The sequence below is a fragment of the Pseudomonas sp. B28(2017) genome (assembly GCF_002113025.1).
GTDB lineage: Bacteria > Pseudomonadota > Gammaproteobacteria > Pseudomonadales > Pseudomonadaceae > Aquipseudomonas.
Map to the genome: position 1 here is coordinate 164,565 of NZ_NEJH01000009.1, position 20,808 is coordinate 185,372.

At 62.4% G+C, this 20,808-nt stretch carries 19 protein-coding genes; 16 read left to right on the top strand and 3 right to left on the bottom strand.

Going from position 1 to position 20,808, the window contains the following annotated elements:
- The first annotated feature begins 61 nt into the window (after window positions 1–61).
- The 14 genes from CAF65_RS21285 (at window position 62) to CAF65_RS21350 (ending at window position 15,628) form a co-directional block, all read left to right on the top strand.
- On the top strand, window positions 62–808 hold the full coding sequence (locus CAF65_RS21285; RefSeq protein ID WP_085718066.1) for a sugar transferase: 747 nt from the start codon (window positions 62–64) through the stop codon (window positions 806–808).
- Complete coding sequence (locus CAF65_RS21290; RefSeq protein ID WP_085718067.1) at window positions 809–1,456, top strand: CpsD/CapB family tyrosine-protein kinase; 648 nt, start codon at window positions 809–811, stop codon at window positions 1,454–1,456.
- A 22-nt stretch (window positions 1,457–1,478) separates the two neighbouring features.
- Window positions 1,479–2,510: a polysaccharide biosynthesis/export family protein gene (locus CAF65_RS21295; protein ID WP_085718068.1), complete on the top strand. Its 1,032-nt coding sequence runs from the start codon at window positions 1,479–1,481 to the stop codon at window positions 2,508–2,510.
- A 14-nt stretch (window positions 2,511–2,524) separates the two neighbouring features.
- A complete protein-coding gene (locus CAF65_RS21300) occupies window positions 2,525–4,117 on the top strand; it encodes a Wzz/FepE/Etk N-terminal domain-containing protein (protein WP_085718069.1) in 1,593 nt (530 codons plus the stop codon).
- Window positions 4,114–5,208: a glycosyltransferase family 4 protein gene (locus CAF65_RS21305; RefSeq protein ID WP_085718109.1), complete on the top strand. Its 1,095-nt coding sequence runs from the start codon at window positions 4,114–4,116 to the stop codon at window positions 5,206–5,208. The genes CAF65_RS21300 and CAF65_RS21305 overlap by 4 nt, the downstream gene beginning before the upstream one ends.
- On the top strand, window positions 5,205–6,572 hold the full coding sequence (locus tag CAF65_RS21310) for an O-antigen ligase (protein WP_085718070.1): 1,368 nt from the start codon (window positions 5,205–5,207) through the stop codon (window positions 6,570–6,572). The genes CAF65_RS21305 and CAF65_RS21310 overlap by 4 nt, the downstream gene beginning before the upstream one ends.
- Window positions 6,569–7,537 (top strand): glycosyltransferase, encoded by a 969-nt coding sequence (locus CAF65_RS21315; RefSeq protein ID WP_085718071.1) that lies wholly within the window; start codon window positions 6,569–6,571, stop codon window positions 7,535–7,537. Before CAF65_RS21310 ends, CAF65_RS21315 begins: the two co-directional genes overlap by 4 nt.
- The gene (locus CAF65_RS21320) at window positions 7,530–8,666 is read left to right on the top strand and encodes a glycosyltransferase (RefSeq protein ID WP_085718072.1); all 1,137 of its coding nucleotides are present in this window, start codon (window positions 7,530–7,532) and stop codon (window positions 8,664–8,666) included. The genes CAF65_RS21315 and CAF65_RS21320 overlap by 8 nt, the downstream gene beginning before the upstream one ends.
- A gap of 12 nt (window positions 8,667–8,678) precedes the next feature.
- Window positions 8,679–9,677, top strand: coding sequence for a polysaccharide deacetylase family protein (locus tag CAF65_RS21325; RefSeq protein ID WP_085718073.1), 999 nt, complete (start codon window positions 8,679–8,681; stop codon window positions 9,675–9,677).
- Window positions 9,674–10,978 carry a lipopolysaccharide biosynthesis protein gene (locus CAF65_RS21330; RefSeq protein ID WP_085718074.1) on the top strand — a complete coding sequence of 435 codons (1,305 nt, stop codon included), beginning with the start codon at window positions 9,674–9,676 and terminating at the stop codon, window positions 10,976–10,978. Before CAF65_RS21325 ends, CAF65_RS21330 begins: the two co-directional genes overlap by 4 nt.
- Window positions 10,975–12,894: a hypothetical protein gene (locus tag CAF65_RS21335; protein ID WP_085718075.1), complete on the top strand. Its 1,920-nt coding sequence runs from the start codon at window positions 10,975–10,977 to the stop codon at window positions 12,892–12,894. Before CAF65_RS21330 ends, CAF65_RS21335 begins: the two co-directional genes overlap by 4 nt.
- Window positions 12,895–12,977: 83 nt before the next feature.
- Window positions 12,978–13,664: an N-acetyltransferase gene (locus CAF65_RS21340; RefSeq protein ID WP_085718076.1), complete on the top strand. Its 687-nt coding sequence runs from the start codon at window positions 12,978–12,980 to the stop codon at window positions 13,662–13,664.
- 4 nt (window positions 13,665–13,668) lie between these two features.
- Window positions 13,669–14,862: a GNAT family N-acetyltransferase gene (locus CAF65_RS21345; protein ID WP_085718077.1), complete on the top strand. Its 1,194-nt coding sequence runs from the start codon at window positions 13,669–13,671 to the stop codon at window positions 14,860–14,862.
- On the top strand, window positions 14,834–15,628 hold the full coding sequence (locus tag CAF65_RS21350; RefSeq protein WP_085718078.1) for a ChbG/HpnK family deacetylase: 795 nt from the start codon (window positions 14,834–14,836) through the stop codon (window positions 15,626–15,628). The genes CAF65_RS21345 and CAF65_RS21350 overlap by 29 nt, the downstream gene beginning before the upstream one ends.
- A 106-nt stretch (window positions 15,629–15,734) precedes the next feature.
- On the opposite strand, the gene CAF65_RS21355 is transcribed toward CAF65_RS21350, so the two are convergent.
- Window positions 15,735–16,355 (bottom strand): TetR/AcrR family transcriptional regulator, encoded by a 621-nt coding sequence (locus CAF65_RS21355; protein ID WP_008017494.1) that lies wholly within the window; start codon window positions 16,353–16,355, stop codon window positions 15,735–15,737.
- Window positions 16,356–16,490: 135 nt separating this feature from the next.
- Between CAF65_RS21355 and copC the strand changes: the two genes are divergently transcribed.
- Together copC and copD are read left to right on the top strand one after the other, a co-directional pair.
- Entirely contained in the window at window positions 16,491–16,856 is a 366-nt protein-coding gene (gene copC, locus CAF65_RS21360) for a copper homeostasis periplasmic binding protein CopC (protein WP_085718079.1), read from the top strand.
- A gap of 3 nt (window positions 16,857–16,859) precedes the next feature.
- Complete coding sequence (gene copD / locus CAF65_RS21365) at window positions 16,860–17,717, top strand: copper homeostasis membrane protein CopD (protein WP_085718080.1); 858 nt, start codon at window positions 16,860–16,862, stop codon at window positions 17,715–17,717.
- 87 nt (window positions 17,718–17,804) lie between these two features.
- Here the strand turns inward: copD and CAF65_RS21370 are convergent, their stop codons facing one another.
- Both CAF65_RS21370 and ercA read right to left on the bottom strand, forming a co-directional pair.
- Entirely contained in the window at window positions 17,805–19,541 is a 1,737-nt protein-coding gene (locus CAF65_RS21370) for a NahK/ErcS family hybrid sensor histidine kinase/response regulator (protein ID WP_085718081.1), read from the bottom strand.
- On the bottom strand, window positions 19,525–20,688 hold the full coding sequence (gene ercA / locus CAF65_RS21375; protein WP_085718082.1) for an alcohol dehydrogenase-like regulatory protein ErcA: 1,164 nt from the start codon (window positions 20,686–20,688) through the stop codon (window positions 19,525–19,527). The genes CAF65_RS21370 and ercA overlap by 17 nt, the downstream gene beginning before the upstream one ends.
- Window positions 20,689–20,808 lie beyond the last annotated feature (120 nt).

Below are 20,808 nucleotides of genomic sequence, written 5' to 3' on the forward strand. Positions count from 1 at the left end.
CGCACTGACTACTGACTACCTGTCGCCCACGCCGCAAGCGGCTGAACACTGCGGAGGATTTATGTCCGGACACGAAAAAAGTGTGCCTGTTACCCATATGCGCAGGGACAAGCGCCTGGACCCCGAACAGCGCATGCGCATGGATGCCGCCATCCACATGCAGGGCTGTGGCTGGTTGACCGGTCGCGAAGGTGGCCGGCCGTGGACCCTGTCGCGCACCAACCGCGTCCTGGCCTGCTGCGTCGCGCTGCTGGTCCTGGTGCTGATTTCCCCGGTGCTGCTGGGGCTGGCGCTGGCCATCAAGCTCACCAGCCCGGGGCCGGTGATGTTCGTGCAGAAACGCACCGGTTATCGCGGCCGCATGTTCGGCATGTACAAGTTCCGCACCATGGTCGCCAACGCCGAGGAGCTCAAGGAGTCCCTGCGGCACCTGAACAAGCACGGCGCCGACGCCATCGATTTCAAGATCGACAAGGACCCGCGCATCACCGGTATTGGCGCCTTCCTGCGGCGCACCAGTCTCGACGAGCTGCCGAACCTGATCAACGTGGTGACCGGCGACATGCGGCTGGTAGGTCCCAGGCCGACTTCGTTCAATGCCTACCGCTACAAGAACAAACACCTCGCGCGCCTGAGCATCTACCCCGGCATGACCGGCCTGTGGCAAATCTCCGGGCGCAGCAACATCGATTTCGACCAGCGCGTCGAACTGGACCTCACCTACATTGCCCAGCAAAGCCTGCTGCTTGATTTGAAGATTCTGCTGAAAACCCCGTTCAAGGTTTTCAGCGGCCATGGAGCGAGTTGAATGGACGGTTCAACGGCCAAAAGCCTCAGTATTACCAGCCCGAGCGAGTCCAACCTGACATCGACCGTACTCGACCAGAACCTGCGGATCCTTCTCCTGACCGCCGCCAACCCCGGCGCGGGCACCACCACCAGCGCCCTGGCGCTGGCCAGTCAACTGGCGAAGATGAGCAGCGGCCTGGTGCTGCTGGTGGATGCCAGCCAGTCGGCGACCAACCTCACACAACAGTTGGGATTGAACAAGGAACGGGGGTTTCGCGACTTGTTGTTCAACACCCAGAGCCCGCCCTTGTTACAAGACTGCGTGGTGGATGTCTCCAGCCTGCCTTTTCACGTTCTGCCATTCGGCCGCTACTCCCGTGGCAACGAACACCTGACACCCGAGCGCCTGAGCCCGCTGCTCGATCAACTCGGCATCCGCTACCGCTTCGTGGTGATCGACGGCGACGCGGTGTATTCGGCCACCGACACCCTGGTCATCAGCACCCAGGTGGACGGCGTGGTCCTGGTCGTGCGCTCGGAAGACACCCGCTGGGAAGTGGCCCAGGCCGCGGTCCAGCGCCTGAGCCAGGCCGGGGCAAAAATGGTCGGCAGCGTGTTCAACCGACGCAAGTACTACATGCCCGAATGGCTGTACAGAAACCTGTGAGCAATCAGACAAGGATGACGCCATGAACGCCAGGATGCTTGTTCTGCTTTTGCTGCCCCTTGCAGGTTGCTCCAGCACTTCCTCCGACGAATCCCAAAGCATGCCGGTGCAAATCCTCACGGCCCCACCGGCCATCGCCCAGGCCACTGACGTGCCCAAGGTCGAGCAGACCCTGCGCCCACAGGATGTGCTGGACGTGATCTTCCACATCAGCACCAGTGGCTCGGCCGCCTATCGCGTGCAGTCCGGGGACACGATCGCGCTGAACTTCACCGCCGCCAGCCAGTTCAACGGCAACCAACTGGTGCTGCCCGATGGCACCATCGAACTGCCGGGGGCCCACACCACGGTGAAAGTCGAGGGCCTGACCCGCGATGAAGCACGGGACGCGATTCAGCGCGCCTACGATCGCAAACAGCTGTTCCAGCCCAACCGCAATCAGCTGTCAGTGATGGTGGTGAACCCGCTGGCCAGTGAGTGGAGCCTCAAGTCCGCGCTCAACCACCCCGCCACCGGCATGAGCCGGGAAATCACCGTGGGCACCGACGGCTACGCCAGTTTCCCGGAAATCGGCGCCGTGCCGCTGCAAGGCATGACCCTCAACCAGCTGGAGGCCTACCTCAATAAACGCTACGCCACCCTGCCGGGGCGCATGACCGTGGACGTGCTGCTCAAGTCCACCGCCGGCAACGAAATCTATGTACTGGGTGAAGTCGGCCAGCCGGGCTCCTACCCGATCCGCCGCCCGGTGTCGGTGCTCGAAGCCCTGAGCATGGCCCGCGGTTCCAACGTCAAGGCACGCCTGGACTCGGTGATGATCATGCGGCGCAGCGGCAACCAGGTGGTCGCGCACCGTTACGACGTGGAAAAAGCCTTGTCCGGCGACGCCAGCCAGATCGCCTACCTGCAAGCGGACGACATGCTGTACGTGCCCAAGACCAAACTGGCCAGCGCCGGTGAGCTCGCGCGGCAACTGGCGGATGTCGTGTTGTTCCAGGGCATGGGCCTCAGCTTCAGCTACCGCGTCGACAACAAAGACGACAGCAGCAACTGACTCTCAGGTGACCCATGAATCCAAAGGAAAACTACCTGCATGAGTTCTTCAGGATCTTCTTCGCCAACAAGCAGCTGGTGAAGCGAGTCTTCCTGGTCTTTGCTGTGATCGCCGTGATCTTGCCGCTGTTGCTCAAGCAGAGTTTCGATATCACCGCCCAGGTGATCGTGCAGTCCAAGAAAATCTCCCAGGGGGATGCCACCAGCACCCTCAACCAGGAAAACGCTTCCTTCATTCCGCCGTCGCTGGCGGACATGGAGACCGAGAGCAATATCCTGCGTTCGCCGGCCTTGATCCGCCAGACCATCGGCCAGTTACGCGAAAAGGGTGAGTACACGCTGCCCGTGAGCGCCTTCAACAAACTGCTGCTGCAGCCGTTCAAACGGTTTGTGAGCAACCCCGTTCGCGAGCACGTGATCAACCCGGTTCGCGGCCTGCTCGGTCTGCAGACCGATCCGGTACGCGACACCGTGCTTGATGCCCTCACGCAGCAAGCGTCCGCTGCCCTGAAGGTGGAAACCTTGCCGGGCTCCAACGTGATCTCGATCGTCTACCGCTTCCCTGACCCGGCCCAGGGCACCCGATTCGTCACCGCCCTGCTGCAAAATTACCTGGTCAGCCGCCAGGAAATGCAATCCATCGACCTGCCGCAGAGCTTCTACGAAACCAAGAAGTTGCAGTACCAGGTGCGTCTCGATGGCCTGGAAGCCAATCGCCTGGCCTTGCTCGAAAGCATCGGCTCGTCCGACCCCAAGGAAGAAATCACATTCCGCCTCAATGCGATCAACACCGAGGAGCAGGCGCTCAACCTGTATCAGGACCGACTGCTGCAAAGCCAGCGCTGGCTCGATTACCTGAAAACCAGCCTGGCGACCGCCAACAACGCCAGATTCACCGACTACACCTTCCCCTACACCTTCACCACCACGCTCGACAACGTCGCTTTCGAAGACCGCGAGATCAAGCAACTGGGTGAACAACTGACAACCCAGGTCAGCCGCTACAAGGACGACCTGGCGGTCTTTCAGCCCGGCAGTGAGCCGATGCAAATGGCCCGCGATCAAATCATCCGGACCCGCGGGCAATTCCTGAAGATTGTCAGCAACCGGATTCAGGAGCGCACCAGCGACCTGGCGACGATCAGCTCGGTCATCGAGCAGAAAACCGCGCGCATTGCCGAGTTCAAGAATCGCATCCACCAGTTGCAGGAAACCCGGAGCAAGCTGCGGCAGATGGACACCGAAATCAACGCGCTGCACAAGGCGTTCGGCACCTATGCCCAGCGTTTCGCCGAAAGCAGCACGGCGCGCGCGCTGGACAACGACCTGTCCAACGCACGGGTGCTCAGCCCGCCGTTCGAACCGACCGAAGCGGCGTTCCCCAAGCCGATGCTGATCATTCCGTTCGGGCTGTTCACCGGTCTGCTGCTGGCGATTGCCCTGGTCTATGTACGTGAGTTCTTCGACCACCGCTTCAAGCACCCTGCGCAAATCACCCATGAACTGGGCTTGCCGGTGCTGCTGGTGATCAACGATCAAAGCACCCGGCCGAACAACCCGCACAAGAAATGGACTGTGCCGGCCCTCGTGCATTGGGTGCGCAATTGAACGCGCCGCTCGGCACCACCCACGACCTGCCGATCATTCATTTGCTCAGCAGTGGCGGCTTCTATGGGGCCGAACGGATGCTGCTGGATCATTGCCTGGCGACGCCGGGGCAGCACCAGGTGCTGTTTCTCGATGCGCCGCCAGAACTGATCGCGCGTTTTCGCGAGGCCGGTGTCGATTGCCTCGGCTGTGCAGGCCTGGTCGCGTTGCTGGGGCATTTGCGCCAGCGACGGGACCAGCGGCCACTGATCAATACGCACAACTTCAAGGGCCTGTTGTTCGGCTGGGTCAGCGCCACGCTGTTGCGCCTGCCACTGGTGATCACCCAGCACGGCTTCACCCCGCGCAGTCGCAAGCAGAAGCTCTACACCTGGCTGAGCCTGCAACTGTGCCGCACGGCCTCGGTGGACCGGGTGGTGTGTGTCGCCGAAAGCATTGCCGCGCTGCACCGCCAGGCCAATGTGCGCGCGGACAAACTGCAGGTGATCCCCAATGGCCTGCCGGCGACCCACGATTTGCCGCCACCCAGTGGCGAACGTCAACGCCGGCTGGCCGGATACGTCGGGCGCTTGAGCCAGGAAAAAGGCCCAGACCTGTTTCTAGATGCGCTGATTCCGTTGTGTCAGCAGTACCCGCAACTGGACGCGGTGATGCTCGGCGATGGGCCTGAGCGCGAAAGCCTGCAGGCACGCATCGACGAGGCAGGCTTGCAGGCGCGCATCACATTGCCGGGCTATCAGACCGATATGCGCGCCTGGTGGTCACAACTCGATGCGCTGGTGATCAGTTCGCGCACCGAAGGCACGCCCATGATTCTGCTCGAGGCGATGCAGGCCGGGGTACCGGTGGTGGCCTTCGGCGTCGGCGGGATTCCCGATGTCTTGCAGGACCGCCACAACGGCCTGCTCGCCGCGCCCACCGACAGCGCCGCCCTTGCCCGCCAGATCGGCGCGCTGCTGGATGACCCGGCACTGGCCGGCGCGTTGATCGACAACGCAAAACAGACGCAACGCGATCGCTACGACCTCAAGGCCCTGGCCGAACGCTGGTCGCAGCTTTACATACGGACTGCACGGGAGCCGCGCGCGTGATTGTTCCGCTCTCGATCGTCAGTTTGCTCGGCCTGGTCTGCCTTGGTCTGCTGGCCAGCCCTTATCCGTACCTGGCGCCGGGAGCGGTGCTGGGCCTGGTAGGGGTCGCGGTGCTGTACCGCAAGCCGACCTGGGGCCTGCTGGGCATTGTCGCCATCCTGCCTTTCGAGGGCCTGTTCAAGGACAGCGCGTTATCGGGCTCGAAGTTCCTCGGCGCCTCGCTGGCGCTGATCCTGATGCTGCAACTGGCGATTCGCCAACTGCCGTCCGAGCGCCTGCGCAACAATATCTGGCGTTTCCTGATCGGGTTCATGGTGCTGTATCTGCTCAGCCTGTTGAACACCGACAACATGGGCTTCTCCCTGGTCCACCTGCGTGAATTGAGCGTCGGCCTGATTCTGTTTGTCATCACCCTGCTGATCGGGCGTGAGTTGAACCTCGACATGTTCGCCAAACTGGTTGCCATCAGTGTCGCGGTGACCTGCGCCATGGCGATGTTCTCCGCCAAATACCAGGACGAAGGCCGTGCGTCCGGCATGCTCAATGACCCGAACGAATTTGCCCTGATGATCGCCTTCGCCGTGCCCATGGCGCTGTTGCTGGTGGTCCGCAGCCCGAACCGGTTGCACCGGTTGTTCTGGGGGGCCTGTGCCCTCGTGCTGCTGGCCGGCATGACCAAGACTGAGTCCCGCTCGGGGCTGGTGGTGTTGCTCCTCAGCCTGTTGATCGGCACGTGGCACTATCGCGCGCAGTTACCACATATTCGTCCACGCCACCTGGGCTTTGCCATGCTCGGCCTGACGATTGTGATTGCGCTTGGGCTCTATGCGATGCCGGCAAGTTACGTGGCGCGCATCCAGTCGCTGAGCATCCTCAGCTCCGGGGCCAAGAGTCAGGACCAGTCCCTGGGCCGTCGCGCCTCCTACGTTGTGGTCGGCAGCGCCATGATCGCCGAGAACCCCTTGCTTGGCACCGGCCCCGGCACGTTCCCGCTGCACTACGCCAACACCGGTTATGCCAAGGCCTTTGCCATGACCGGCAAGGTCGACGACCTGTACCGCCGCGCCCACAACACCTATATGGAAATCTTCAGTGAACTGGGGGTTCCCGCCGGCCTGATGTTCGTCGGCATGCTAGTCCAGGGGTTGTACAACCTGATTCGCGCCCGCCGCACCTGGCTGTTGCGAGGAGACAGGCATCAGGCCGATCTGATGACCCACCTCGGCATGAGTTTTCTGTCGTTGACGTTGTTCCTGATGTTCCTCAGCGCGCCGAACCACAAGTACCTGTGGATCATGCTCGCGTTGACCGGCGCGCTGCGCACGAAAGCCGAAGAAGCCCCGCTGAAGGAGGTCAGGGCATGAACCGCATCAGTATCGTCATCCCGATGTACAACGAGGCCCGGCACATCGCCCGGACCCTGCAAGCGGCACGACAGGCCGCCGAGGCGGCCAACGTCGAATGCGAGTTGATCGTGGTCGACAACGGCTCCGACGACCAGGGCCCGCACATTGCCCGGGAGTTCGGCGCCCAGGTGCTGGTCCTGCCCGGCCTGCTCATCGGCGCGTTGCGCAATCGCGGAGCGGCGATTGCCAGCGGTGAATGGCTGGCCTTTATCGATGCCGACGTCGAGATGCCCGAGAACTGGCTCAAGCTGTTGTTCGACCTCGAGTCCAGCGGCAAGGCCGATGTCAGCGGTCTTGACCTGCACACTCCGGCCGAAGCGCCGTGGTACGCCGACGCCTGGCAGCGCCGCACCTTGCGCCCCCATACGCAGCCGCTGCATGTCGCGCAATGGCTGCCCACTTGCAACCTGCTGATGCGCCGTCGCTGGTTCGACAAGGTCGGTGGTTTCAATGAACAACTGCGCACCGGCGAGGACAAGGAGCTGACCATGCGCCTGTCCGACGCGGGCGCGAAACTGCTCGCGGTCAACCAGAGCGTGGCGCTGCATTGGGGTTACGAAGGCAGTTGGCGGGAATGGATGGGCAAGGAATTGTGGCGTCAGGGCAGTCATCTGCAACTGCTGCGCACCCATGGCCCGAGCCTGCGCTTGCTGCGCTTTCCGCTACTGTCGATTGCCGTCTGGGTGATCGACTTCATGGCCATTTCCGCCCTGCTCGACGGTTTCCCCCATCATTCGTTGCTGATGCTGCTGATGACCGTCCTGCCCGCCCTGGCCCTGAGCCTGCGTCAAAGTGCCAGGCACCGCGACCCGCTCCTGACCCTGCAACTCTGGGGCCTGCACTGGGTGCGCCTGCACCTGGCGGGCGCCGGGTTCATCCTCAGCCTTTGTCATTGGAATGCCAGGAGGCCCGCCCGTGGCTGAATTCATTTTCTGGTTGTGCCTGTTGCTACCGGTTTACGCCTACCTCGGTTATCCCCTGTTATTGACGTTGCTGGCACCGTTTTACCCGGCACCGCGCCATGGACCGGCACAACCGATGGACGTGAGCATCGTGATTGCCGCGCACAACGAAGCGCGGCATATCGAAGAAAAACTGCGCACCGTGCTGGCCCAGGATTATCAGGCCCGCTCGCTGCAAATCATCCTCGCCAGCGACGGCTCGACCGACGACACCGTGGCCTGCGCGCGCCGGGTCGAGGACCCGCGCATCAGCGTGCTCGATCTGCCCCGCCAGGGCAAGGCGGCGACGCTCAATGCCGGGGTCGCGATCAGCAGCGGCGCGATCCTGGTGTTCACCGACGCCGACAACCAATGGTCCACCGACACCCTCGGCCATTTGCTCGCGCCGCTCAACGACCCGCAGGTCGGTGGCTGCGCCGGGCACATGGTGATCCCGGTGACCGGCAAGGGGTTGAGCGTTGGTGACAGCCTGTATCGGCACTACGAAGGCTGGCTGCGCTACGTGGAAAATCGCACCGGCTGCATGGTCTCCGCCGATGGCGCATTGCTCGCCCTGCGCCGCGAGTTGTTCCAGAACGTGCCGGCGGAGGTCAACGACGATTTCTTTATCAGTACCTGCGCGCCGGTCGCGTTCAAGCGGATTGTCTACGTGCCTCAGGCCCGGGTAATCGACCAGGGTGTGGACGAAGCCGACAAGCAATTGCGCCGCCGTCAGCGGGTTACGGTGGGTGGCCTGCAAAGCCTGGCCCAGCGCCGGGAGCTGCTCAATCCGTTGACCCACGGCCTGTATGCGATTGCCTTGATCAGCCACAAGCTGATCCGGCGGCTGGCGCCGATCCTGTTGCTGCCGTTGCTGCTGAGCAATTTCTGGCTGTGGGAAGACCACGGCTTTTATCGCCTGAGCCTGATCGCACAACTGCTCGGCTACACGATGGCCATTGCCGGCCTGCTGGATTCGCAACACCGCTTGCCCAAACCCTTTCGCCTGGCTGCGTTCCTGCTGGTGACCCTTACCGGGATGAGCATTGGCCTGTGGCAGTTCCTGCGCGGTCGGCGTTACGCGCAATGGAACCCCGAGCAAAATCGATGAGAGGCGCGTGCCATGGCGATCAAACAACTGTTAAAGCGCACCAGTGGCTGGCTGTACCTCAACTCCCCGGTCGGGCGCAATCAACTGCACGGCGCCGGGGTGATCCTGATGCTGCACCGGGTGCTGGCCAGCGATCAGGCCGCCGAACTGCCCCATCGCAATGAACTGTGCGTCGGGCCAAAGGCGTTTGAACATTTGCTGGTGTGGTTGAAAAAACACTTCGACTGCGTGCCGCTGATGGACATTCTGCAACCGGGTGCGCGCTCGGAGCGGCCGAAAGTGGCGCTGACCTTCGACGACGGCTGGCGCGACAACGCGGTGAATGCCTTCCCGTTGCTGCAAAAACACCGGGTGCCGGCGAGCATCTTTCTGTCCACTGATTTCATCGGCAGCCGCCAGCGGTTCTGGTGGGAAAGCATCGGCGAAACCCTATGGAACAGTCATGGCGAACAGGCACGCCTGCACCTGATCGAACATTTGCAGCACCTGGGGCGCCCGTTGCCGACACGGTGCGATGACCCGGATCGGCAACGCCGCAGCCTGGCGCTGCTGAACTTTTTACAGAGCCTGAAAACCCTGGCGCCGCTGGACCTCAATCGCCTGACCGACGCCTGTCCGCAAGAGTCGTTGCCCCAGGCGCTGGACTGGCAGCAAGTACGCAACCTGGAAGCGTCCGGCCTGGTGCGCTTCGGCCCCCACGGTGCCAGCCACGCCATCCTCACTGGTCTCGACGATCAACGCCTGGATGAAGAACTGAGCCGCAGTCGCGACGCGCTGCTCCACGGCTGCGTCCGGCCGTTGCCGGTTTACTGCTACCCCAATGGCGACAACGATGCGCGGGTGCGCCAACAGGTGGCCAGGCACGACTTCCCGTTTGCCCTGGGCACCGGCACCGGCATTTATCGAGGGGCCGGAGATCCACTGGCCCTGCCACGCTTCGGCGTCAGCCAGCGTACCGCGCGCAATCCCGAGTTGCTGTCCTGGCGCCTCTACCGTGGGGCACGCCCATGAGCCGCAGCAACTACCTCAAGCACCTGGCCCTGAGCATGGGCACCAAACTGGCGATGATCGCCCTGCGCTTGCTGCGTAACGTGTTGCTGGCACGGATTCTCGGCCCCAGCGAACGGGGCCTGTTTGCCTTGCTCAACACCCTGCCCGACCTGATCAGCGCTGCCACCAGCGGCGGCCTGAATTCAGCGGTGGGCTATCAGGCGGCCAAGCAACGACCGATGGGCTTGCTGCTCAGTCAGGTGCTGCTGTTCGGTTGTCTGCTGGCGACGCTGCTGACCTTGCTGGTGGTGGCGCTGACCCGCGAGTTCGGCAGTGAACTGGACATCACCACGCAGTTGGGCCTGCTCGCCTGGCTGTTGCTGCTGGCGGTGCCGCTGACCGTGCTCAAAAGCGGTTTGCTGACCCTGCACAACGCCTCAGGTGGCGTGGTCGCCTTCAATGCCTTGCGCCTGACCGAGTCACTGGCGCCGCTGCTGGTATTCCTCAGCCTGTTCTGGATGTGGAAAGGCGCGGCCCTGGAAGCGGCGTTGATCAGTTGGCTGGCGGGGATCAGCCTGGTGGTGCTGGCCGGTTGGGTCTGGCTCAAGCGCGAGCATCCGCTGAGCCTGCAATGGGACCGCGCCAGTCAAAACGAACTGCTGCGCTACAGCGCCCGCAGTCATCCGGACCTGCTGTTCCAGCAGGTGATTCTGCGCTCCGACTACCTGTTCATCGGCGCCCTGCTCGGCACCACGGCGCTGGGTCACTACGCCATGGCCAGCGCGGCCGCCGAGTTGCTGCTGATCGTTCCGGAAGCAGTGACCACGCCGCTGATGAAACGCCTGCTGCAACAGGAAGAAGGCATCGAAAAAGTCACGCCACTGGCCTTGCGCTTGACCGCTACGGTGATGCTCGGCGCTTGCCTGAGCATGGCCGTGGTCGGTGAATGGTTGATCGTGACGCTGTTTGGCGAAGCCTATCAGCCTGCCTATCCTGCGTTGCTGGCGCTGCTGCCAGGCCTGTTGGGTCTGTGCTACATGAGCATTCTGCGTCTGGACTTATTGGGCAAAAACCGCCCCGGCACGATTTCGTTGTCGATGGGCCTCAGCGCCCTGCTCAACCTGGCGCTCAATGTGCTGCTGATCCCGACCTACGGCATCGTCGGCGCAGCAGCCGCATCCTCTATCGCGTACCTGGCCGTGACCCTGGCGCTGTTGGTGATGTATTGCCGGTTGAGCCACGTGCCGGTCTGGAAAACACTTATCGTCCTGCCCGGCGATATCGTGCCGACGCTGCAGATGCTGCAACGGAAATCGGCATGAAACGCCTGTTATTGCTGGTGAGTCTTGGCCTCGGGCTGAGCGCCGAAGCGGCGCCCATGCGTTGGGCCGATATCCGCGACGGCAGCCTGTACCTGCAAACGGACCGCCCCGACAGCCTGACCGTGCTCTGGGCTCCGGTGTGGCAGGCTGAAGCCAACGAAGAACACCTCTACTTGCTCGACGGCCAGGGCAAACTCCTGAGCGAACGACTGATTGCCGCCCATGAGCCCCGCGGCAGCCAACGCTGGGACCTGGCGCCGGGCGCCGCCAGTTATCGACTGGAAATTCCTGGCTACAGCTTCCGCCGTTATACGATTGAGCACGACGACCGCACCGTCGCACTGTTCGCCCCTGCCAAGGTGCATTTCAGCGCCGAGCCCCGGGACGGTGACGAGTTGTATTTCAAGGTCGCGGCCGGTGAACACGCGGTGCTGGCCGGTAAATTCCACGGCGGCGTCGGCGCGTTGCAAGCGCAGCGCGTGAGTGACGGCCAACAGCTTTCACTGCCTCTCAAGCCTTACCCCGCCTATTGGCAGTTCGACAAAGTCGGGTTGCCCGTTGCAACCACCGATCAAGTCTGGCGCCTGCACCTGCGCGGCAGCGGCAAGGTCGCGTTCTGGCTCGACGGCACGGCCAACCTGTTCGCCCAGAACCCACAACAGCTCAAACCCTTGCGCGAAGACGAGGGCGAGACCCGGCTGACGCTGCACCAGGACGTGCTCGGCAAGACCCCGAACCTGGGTATCGCCCTGCCCTATGCGCGACCGCCGGATTCCGGTTTCGCCGTGCTCGATGCCCTGCAACCACAGGCCGGAACCTATTACAGCCTGGTCGACATCATGGCCACGCGGCCGCATTACGAAGACCTGTTCCGCCGACTGTATCAGGATCGCTTCGGCATCACTCAGGACATCACCCTGCTGGCCGGCAGTCAGCGCCAGGCCGAACTGCGCGCCGACACCACCAGCAACGCCGGCCTCAACGCCTGGCTCACCGCCACGCGCGCACTTGGCGGCAAAGGCACGCACTACATCAGCTTTGCCGACGAACCGAACCTCAACTACCCGGACTACGCCAGCTACCAGCGCCTCTTCAACAGCATGGCCTGGCAAGTGCGCAGCAACCCGGACAACGCCAAAGCCGGCGTACGCATCGCCATGCCGGCCAGCTCCCGGTTCGTCAATGGCCCGCTCGTCGACAATGCCGCCGACAAGCGCGGCATCGACTGGGCCCGACGCTTGCTGGCCGAGTCCGGCGACAAGATCGATGCGCTGGCATGGCACGAATGGATGGTCCGCGACCTGCTGGCGACCCGTGTCTACCGCGATAGCGTACGCAAAGCGGCAGAGCTGGTGGGGCTCGACGCCCAGGGACGACCACGCAAGGCCTTGTTGCTGGACCAGACCAACATGTCCAGCGGGGCCAGCCTCAGCCCTTACGATCAGGAAACTCACTACGCCTCGTTATGGTGGGCCTCGGTCATCATCAATGCTTCCCAGGACGGCTTGCTCGACATGCTCGGCTGGTTCCAGGCCGACGACGAACCCGAGTATCCCAAGGGCATGTTCCGCGTGCTCGGCAAGGATGAATTCGAGCTCAAGCCCGTAGGCCTGGCGCAGCAATTTATCCGCAAGCATTGGCTACAGAATGTCATGCGCCTGGAGAACGACGCCTTCGAGGTTGACGTGCTGGCCATGTCTGCCGGGCAGCAACGCAGCCTGCTTGGCGTCAACAAAGGCTCGCGCTTGCAGCGTGTGAGCCTGGCTGGCGCGCAATGCCCATTGCCCCAGGGATCATTGCGCTATTTCGGCGCCGACAACCGCAGTCGCGACGCATTTTTCAAGTGTCTGGAGGGTCGCATCAGCTTCGATTTACCAGGAGAAACCCTGTTTACACTCAGCTGGAGCGCCACATGAACGTCATTGATTTTTGCCGTGTAGACGATTCGTCGTGCATTGAGTCACGGCACTCGCGACCAACACCGTGAGGAGTCAAAAACATGAATGTTCTAAAAAAACTCAGCGATCACATCAAGCAAAAAGGCCTGCGCGCCACCGTCGGCAAGTTGTGGAAACACTACGTGTTTTTCCACGAAGAACTGTTGTGGATGGAGCGCGACCTGGTGAGCCCGGTACCGCCACACAAGCTTCGGCCCTATACACCGCTGCGACTGGAAACCATCACCCCACAAAACGCCGTAGCGTTCACCAGGCACTTCGGTGATCGCGTGGGCACCATGGCCGAGTTGGCGTCCGAAGGATACACCGGGCACATGTACCTGGATGAAAACGGCGATACCGTGGCCTTTATCTGGGGCAGCACACGCGATTATCACGACCGTCATTACTACGGCTGCCTGTTCCCGGTGAAGCCAGGTGAGTTCTTCGAGTTCGCTCTCGAGCAGATTCCTGCCTACCGGGGCACCACGCTGTCGGTCGATTTCCAGCTGAACCTGTGGAAAGCCATGGCTGATCAAGGCTGCAACAAAGTGGTGGATATCTGCGAGTCCCACAACATTCCCGCGCTCAAGCTGCACATCCGCATGGGGTATCGCGAGCAAGGACGGGTCATGAACATCTACCACCTGTTCGGCTGGCGCTTCTTCCGCGAAACCCGCTACAGCGGTTCACGCCTGGATGCCTTGCGCAAACCGGCCCCCTCTCCTGTTCCAGCCGAGGCGAGCTGACCTTATGTCTGCACGATTCGAATGGCGCACTTCTCTGTGCACCGACGACTTTCCGGCAGCGGCTTACGAAGCGTTGCGCCTGCGCATAACGGACCACACGCCGTTCAACACCCTGGCCTGGCTATACGCATCGGAACTGGCACTCAAGCCCGGCGCGCAGTTGCACGTGCTGCTCGGCTGGCAGGATGACGAACTGGCGCTGTGCCTGCCGCTGGTGGCGTCCGTGGAGCGCTTTGCGCGTTTGCCGTTTCGGGTCCTGCATCATTTGGGCTATCCCCTCGCCGACCGTCTCGCACTGCTGACGAGGCTGGACGATGACAATTTACGCAAGGCGCTGACGCAGATCCGTCAACGCCTGCCCCATGCTGTGCTGCAACTCAACGAACTGACCGGTTCCACGGCACAGGCCCTGGCACCGTGGCAGGCGCTGAGTTCGACTGCCGAACAACGCCTCAGCTGTCGAGTGCCGGTGCACCTGATCAGCGAGTCCGACCATCAGGAAGTCTCCGGCGACCCGCGCTACAAACTGCGTCGCGCACGCAAACGCATAGCCGCGTGTGGTGCCCAGGTACGGCGGATTACTCCCGACGCCCTGACCATGGGGCCACTGTTGCAGGAAATCAGTGAAGTCGAAGCGGTGAGCTGGAAAGGCGATGAAGGCGTCGGGATCTTTTCCGATGCGCGCCATCGCCAGTGGATGAACCGCGCCTTCACCGCCCTGGCGGCCCGAGGCCTGGTGCGCGTGGTGGTGCTGGAGCTGGAGGGGCGCTGCATCAGCTATCGCCTTGGCTTGCTGGAACAGGGTCGACTGTACGACTACAATTTGGCGTTCCTGCCGCAATATGCCGACCTGGGCAGCGGTCGGGTGCTGCTCGAAGAGTGGATTCGCTGGGGCCTGGAAGACAACTGGTGCTGGATCGATGCGTCCCGGGTCAGCCTGGAAAACTCCAGCCATCAACTGCACGAACGCATGACCGGGCAACTGGAACACTGGCGCTGGAGTTTTTACTCCTGGCGTCCAGGCGGTCTGGTGCTGGGGCTGGCCTTGCGGGTCTGGCAACGCTTCAAACCCCGATTGCAGCAATGGCGCGCCCGACGCGCGGCGGCCACAGTCGCGACACCCGCGGTCAAGACGCCTGCGCCAGCGGAAAAATTCAAGGAGGGTGAGCATGCCTCGGCAAGTGATAATCAACGCTGACGATTTCGGTCTCAGTGCCTGCGAAAACGCGGTGATCCTTGGCGCGTTCCAGGCCGGGCTCATCAGCTCCGCCACCGCCATGGCCAACATGCCGGCGTTCGAAGCGGCCTGCGCCCTGGCCCGGCATCCGTTACTCGAAGGCCGCATCGGCCTGCACTTCAACCTGACCTACGGTCGTCCGTTGAGCCAGAGCATTGTGCAGCGCCCGACGTTTTGCGACGGTGCCGGCGTGTTCGACCTCAACCTGCCCCGCACCCGCCTCTGGCTCGGGCGCCGGGATCGCCACGCCGTACTGGAAGAACTCGAAGCCCAATGGCAGCGCTGCCTGGACAACGGCGTGCGCCCCAGTCACCTGGACTCCCATCAACACGTGCACAACATCTGGCCGATCGGCGAGATTGTCGCGCGCTTCGCTGCCCGCCAGGGGGTGCCGGTGCGTCTGGCGCGCAACCTGGGACAAAACCTCAGCCTGCCCAAACGTGTATTCAAGGACTTGCTCAATCGGCGCCTGAGCAACCTGGCCGGCGCCACCGCCGACTACGTGTGCACCCCGGTGGATCTGCGCAACGCCGAGCCGCCACCCGACGGACTGCTGGAAATCGTCGCCCACCCGAACCAGCTCGGCGCCGACTTCGGCGATGCCTACCTGGAACCGGGAGAGTCCCTGAGCGCGTTGCTGGAACAGCGTTTGCCGGGTGTACCGAGGGTGGCCTATACCGCTGCGGGCGACGCCACACCTCGCCGTGCGCAGGCCGTTCTGGATTAATCCACCCCACATTGAATCTTTGCCGTACACAAGATCTGTGTACGACAAAGATTCAATGTGAGAGCGGGCTTGTTCGAGAAGAGGCCGGCAACCGCACCACAGATTTTCAAGGCTCCAAACCGATCCCCCGCAAAATCACACTGGTCACCGTCTGCACCGCTTTTTCAAATTGCATGTCCGACAGCGGCTGATGGTCGTTGAGGATATTCACCTGGTGATCGAAGTCGGCGTAGTGCTGGGTCGAGGCCCAGATCATGTACAGCAGGCTCGATGGCTCTACTGGCAGAATGCGTTTGTCGTCCACCCACTGGCGGATTTTCGCTTCCTTCATCTTGGCCCAGTCGTACAGGCTCGCGTCCAGCGCTGCGCCAAGGGTTGGCGCGCCATGGATGATTTCGTTGGCCCAGACTTTCGAACCATAAGGCCGGCTGCGGGAATGGTTCATCTTGGCGCGGATGTAGCTGCTGAGCACCACACGCGGGTCATCGAACATCTCGAAGCACAGGGCGTCCTGCTTCCAGACTTCCAGCAAATCGAACAGCACCGCGCTGTACAGTTCGGTCTTGGTGCTGAAGTAGTAATGCAGGTTGGAACGCGGCAGTTGCACTTCGGCGGCGATGTCGGCCATGGCGGTGCTGCCGAAGCCCTTTTCAGCGAAGACTTTTTCCGCCCCCAGCAGAATCTTTTCGACGTTACTGCGACGAATCTCGATCTTGTGATTGCCCATGCGGGTCCCCGACAACAACGTTGAACAAGACTAGCATCCGCTCTGGACCGCGGCGACAGGGGAAAACGAAACTTCGTACAGCCGCTGTCGTAGCGCTAAACTCTGCGCACCTGGAAACTGCCTGAGGAACTCACGATGCTGCTCAAGAAAACCCTGACCGTCGCTGCCCTGCTTGGCTCGCTGCTCGCCGCTTCTTCGGTGTTTGCCCATGCTCACCTGAAAAGCCAGACACCGGCCGCCGACAGCACCGTGACCGCGCCAACGGAATTGCGCCTGGAGTTCTCCGAGGGTGTCGAGGCCAGTTTCACCAAGGTCACGCTGACCAGGGATGGCGCACCGGTGGCGGTCAAGGCGCTGACCACCGAAGGCAGCGACAAGAAGACCCTGATCGTCACCCCGGCCGCGCCGCTAACCGCCGGTGCCTACAAAGTCGAATGGCACGCCGTGTCGGTCGACACTCACAAAAGCGAAGGTGCCTACGCCTTCAAGGTTGGCCAGTAATTCATGGCGAGCGCGCTGGTGCTGTGCCGCTTCCTGCATTTCATTGTGGTGTTGATGCTGTTCGGAGCCTGGGTGTTCAGGCCGTTGCTGGCCAATGGCGAAAGCGCACTGGATCAGCGGCTGGCACGCACCTCCCATTGGCTGGCCGCGGTGGCGCTGGGCAGCGGGATCTGCTGGCTGTTGCTGGTTACCGCAAGCATGGCCGGAGCCTGGGATGCGGCCTTCGATCCGCCGACCCTGAACCTGGTGCTGGGCAATACCTTTTTCGGTCAGGTCTGGCGCTGGCATCTGCTGATTAACATGGCGTTGCTGGTGGTGTTGCTGACACCGCTACGCGCCAGCCATGCGTCGCGCCTGATCCTCAGCGGTCTGCTGGTGGCCACGCTGGCCCCGGTCGGTCACGGCGCCATGCTCGATGGCACCGCCGGGCAATTGCTGATCCTCAATCAACTCATTCACTTGATGTGCGTGGGTGCCTGGCTCGGCGGCTTGATGTTGCTGGTGATGATTCTGCGACAGCCTGCCGGGCATTCGATCCGCGTGATGTTGCAGCGCTTCAGCGGCGTCGGCTACGGGTTGGTTGCCGGGCTGCTGATCACCGGGCTGATCAATGTGCGGGTGCTCACCGGGGCATTCTGGCCAACGCCGCTGTTCACCGGGTTCGCCTTGATCCTGTTGATCAAGGCGTTGTTGGTGGCCTCGATGTTGGGCCTGGCGGTGTTCAATCGCTTGCGGATCAATGTTTGCGAGCAGCGTCTGCAAACACTGCGCACCAGCGTGATGCTGGAGTGGATGCTGGGGCTTGGCGCAGTGGCGGCCGTTTCATTGCTGGGCACCCTGCCGCCGATGATTTCCAGTTGACCACCCCCTCCCCCTCGCCACAGGAATGCGTTTACTGGAACAAGGTCAGTCCACCGAGCCGGGTTTCACCCTGCAGTATCGGCCGCTTCAGGCAGATGTCCCCAACAGTTGACTCAACACCGCTCGCAATTTGCCGGGCCTCACCGGCTTGTTCAGCAACGGTGAGTTGAGCCGCTGTAACGCACGCCGACAATGATCGGTACGGTCGGCAGTGATGATCACCGCGGGTATGTTCTGATGGAAATGCTCGCGCAAATGTCGCACCACATCACAGCCGACCACCGCGTGATCGAGATGATAGTCCGCGAGAATCAGCTCCGGCGCCTGCCCGCGTAACGTCGCCAGCGCAGACGCTTCATCGGTGGCGGTCAGAACGTCGCAGCCCCACTGTCCGAGCAACGCGCTCATGCTTTCGAGAATGCTCACTTCGTTGTCGATCACCAGCAGACGGCGGCCCGGCAGCGGGTTGCCGGTACCCGGTTGTGGCACCGCCTGGCTCACGGGTAACGGCACCTCGCGGGAAATCGGTACCTCGATGCTGAACATCGACCCACGCCCCGGCAACGAGTACACGCCGACTTTATAGCCAAGGATCTTGGCGATGCGCTCGACAATCGCCAGCCCCAGGCCCACGCCCTTGCGGTCAGCGGCACGGCCGACGTCCAGCTGGTTGAACTCGAGGAAGATCGAATCGAGCCGGTCTGCGGCGATGCCACGCCCGGTGTCCCAGACCTCCAGGCGTAACATCTCGCCTCGACGCCTTGCCCCCAGCAGGATGCTGCCTTCATCGGTGTAGCGGCAGGCATTGCTGAGGAAATTGCGCAGGATCCGTGTCATCAGACGCAAGTCGGTGCTGATGGCGTAATCGGCCATGCGCACCCGCAGGTTCAAGCCGGCCGCCTGCGCGACGGACTGAAACTCCGAGACCAGCGGCCCGAGCAGTTCGTCGAGGCGGTATGGCGCGATGTCCGGCTTGACCGCGGCCTGGTCGAGCCGGGAAATGTCGAGCAGATCCGTCAGCAGGTCTTCGGCCCCTTCCAAGGCCTGGTGTGTGCGTTCCACCAGCACCTGTTCGGTTTCCGGCAACTTGCGTTCGCGCAAGGTCGAAATCAGCAACCGTGCAGCATTCAGCGGTTGCAGCAGGTCGTGGCTGGCGGCGGCGAGGTATTTGTCCTTGCTGTGATTGGCGGCCTCGGCGGCATCGCGAGCGTCGCGCAAGGCCTCGGCGATCTGTTTACGCTGGATGATCTGTTGCTGAAGGTTACGGTTGGCTTCGAGCAGTTCATTGGTGCGCGCGACGACGCGCAGCTCCAGTTCGTCATTGAGTTGCTGCAGGCGTCGCTGGGCCTGTTTGCGCTCGGTGATATCGGAAACGAACCCCTCCACCAGCCCTTCCTGGCCGGGCTTGAGCAGCAGGTTCATCAACACATCGAGGTGACTGCCGTCCTTGCGGCGCAAGCGGGTTTCATAGCCGTGAAGGCTGCGCTGGTGCCTGAGGATCTCGCCGATGTTTTCCAGCTCCTGCGCGCCGTCGACAAACAGGGTGCTCGCCAGGTCGGTCAGGGAGAACTGCACCTCCTGCGGGTCCTGGTAGCCAAGCATGCGTGCCAGCGCCGGGTTGGCGGCGCGCATGCCATCGTGCAGGCTGGCCTGGAAGATCCCGTGCACCGCGTTTTCGAACAGCCACTTGTAGCGGTTACGCTCGGCTTCCAGATCATCCAGGCGCGCTGCCAGTTCCGGGTAATGACTCTTGCGGGCCGAATGGCTGCCCAGCCCCAGCAGCCCGGCCAGGGCCCGTTGTTGCTCGTCAGAGGGCTTCGCCATAGACGACCTCGACATCACGCTGGCTGGATTCGCGCGGGTTGGTCAGGATGCACGGATCGTCCATGGCATGTTGCGACAGGAACGGAATGTCCGAGGTCCTGACACCATGCAAACCGAGGGTTTCGTGAAAGCCGATGGCGTGCTTGAGGGCGATCAGGTGTTCGACCAGACGCCCGCAGATCTGCCGGTGATTCAGGCCTCGGCAGTCGATGCCGAAGGTCTCGGCGATCACCTTGAAGCGCTCCGGCGCCGAGTTGTAATTGAAGGCCACCACGTGCTCGACAAGCACCGCGTTGCACAGGCCGTGAGGCAGGTCGAGAAAGCCGCCGAGGCTGTGGGACATGGCATGCACGGCGCCCAGGATTGCGTTGGAAAATGCCAGGCCGGCCTGCATGCTGCCGAGCATGATCTTCTCGCGCAGGGCGATGTCGGTCGGGTTGGCGATCATTTGCACCAGGTTGCCATTGATCAGGCGCATCGCCTCCAACGCGTGAGGGTCGGTCAGCGGCCCGTGGCCGGTGGACACGAAAGCTTCAATGGCATGCACCAACGCGTCGATGCCTGTACAGGCCGACAGGAACGGATCCATGCTCAGGGTGGTTTCCGGGTCGATCAGCGAAACGTCCGGCACCACCGCCTTGCTGACGATGGAGAACTTCATGCGTTCCTGCTGGTTGGAAATGATCACGAATTGCGAGACGTCGGCCGAGGTGCCGGCAGTGGTCGGAATCAGGATCAGCGGCGGGCTGGGCACACGGATGGTGTCCACGCCCTCGAATTCGAGAATGCTGCGGCCATGGGCGACGACGATGCCGATGCCCTTGCCGCAGTCCATCGGGCTGCCGCCACCGACGGCGACGATCACGTCGCAGTGGTTTTCCCGGTACAGCTCGGCGCCGCGCATCACCTCTTCGACCCGCGGGTTGGGCGAAACATCGCTGTAAAGGCAGTATTCGATGCCCAGCGCCTGCAGGCTGGCTTCTACATCGGCGACCCAGCCGGCGGCAATCACGCCGGGATCGCTGACCACCAGGACCTTGCGCGCGCCAAAGGTCTTGGCATAGTTGCCGACATTGTGCCGGCTACCGGCACCGAAGATGATTTCAGGCGAAACGAATTTACGCAGCTGGTTGAGACTCTGGCTCATCGGAAAGCCTGTTTTTATTGTTTTGGAAGGTAAAAGCCACACTAAACCATCCAGCTGCGAATGCAATCAGACCAATGGGTAGCACTGCCTGGGGTGTACTCACATTCTGCGTCGGTCGTA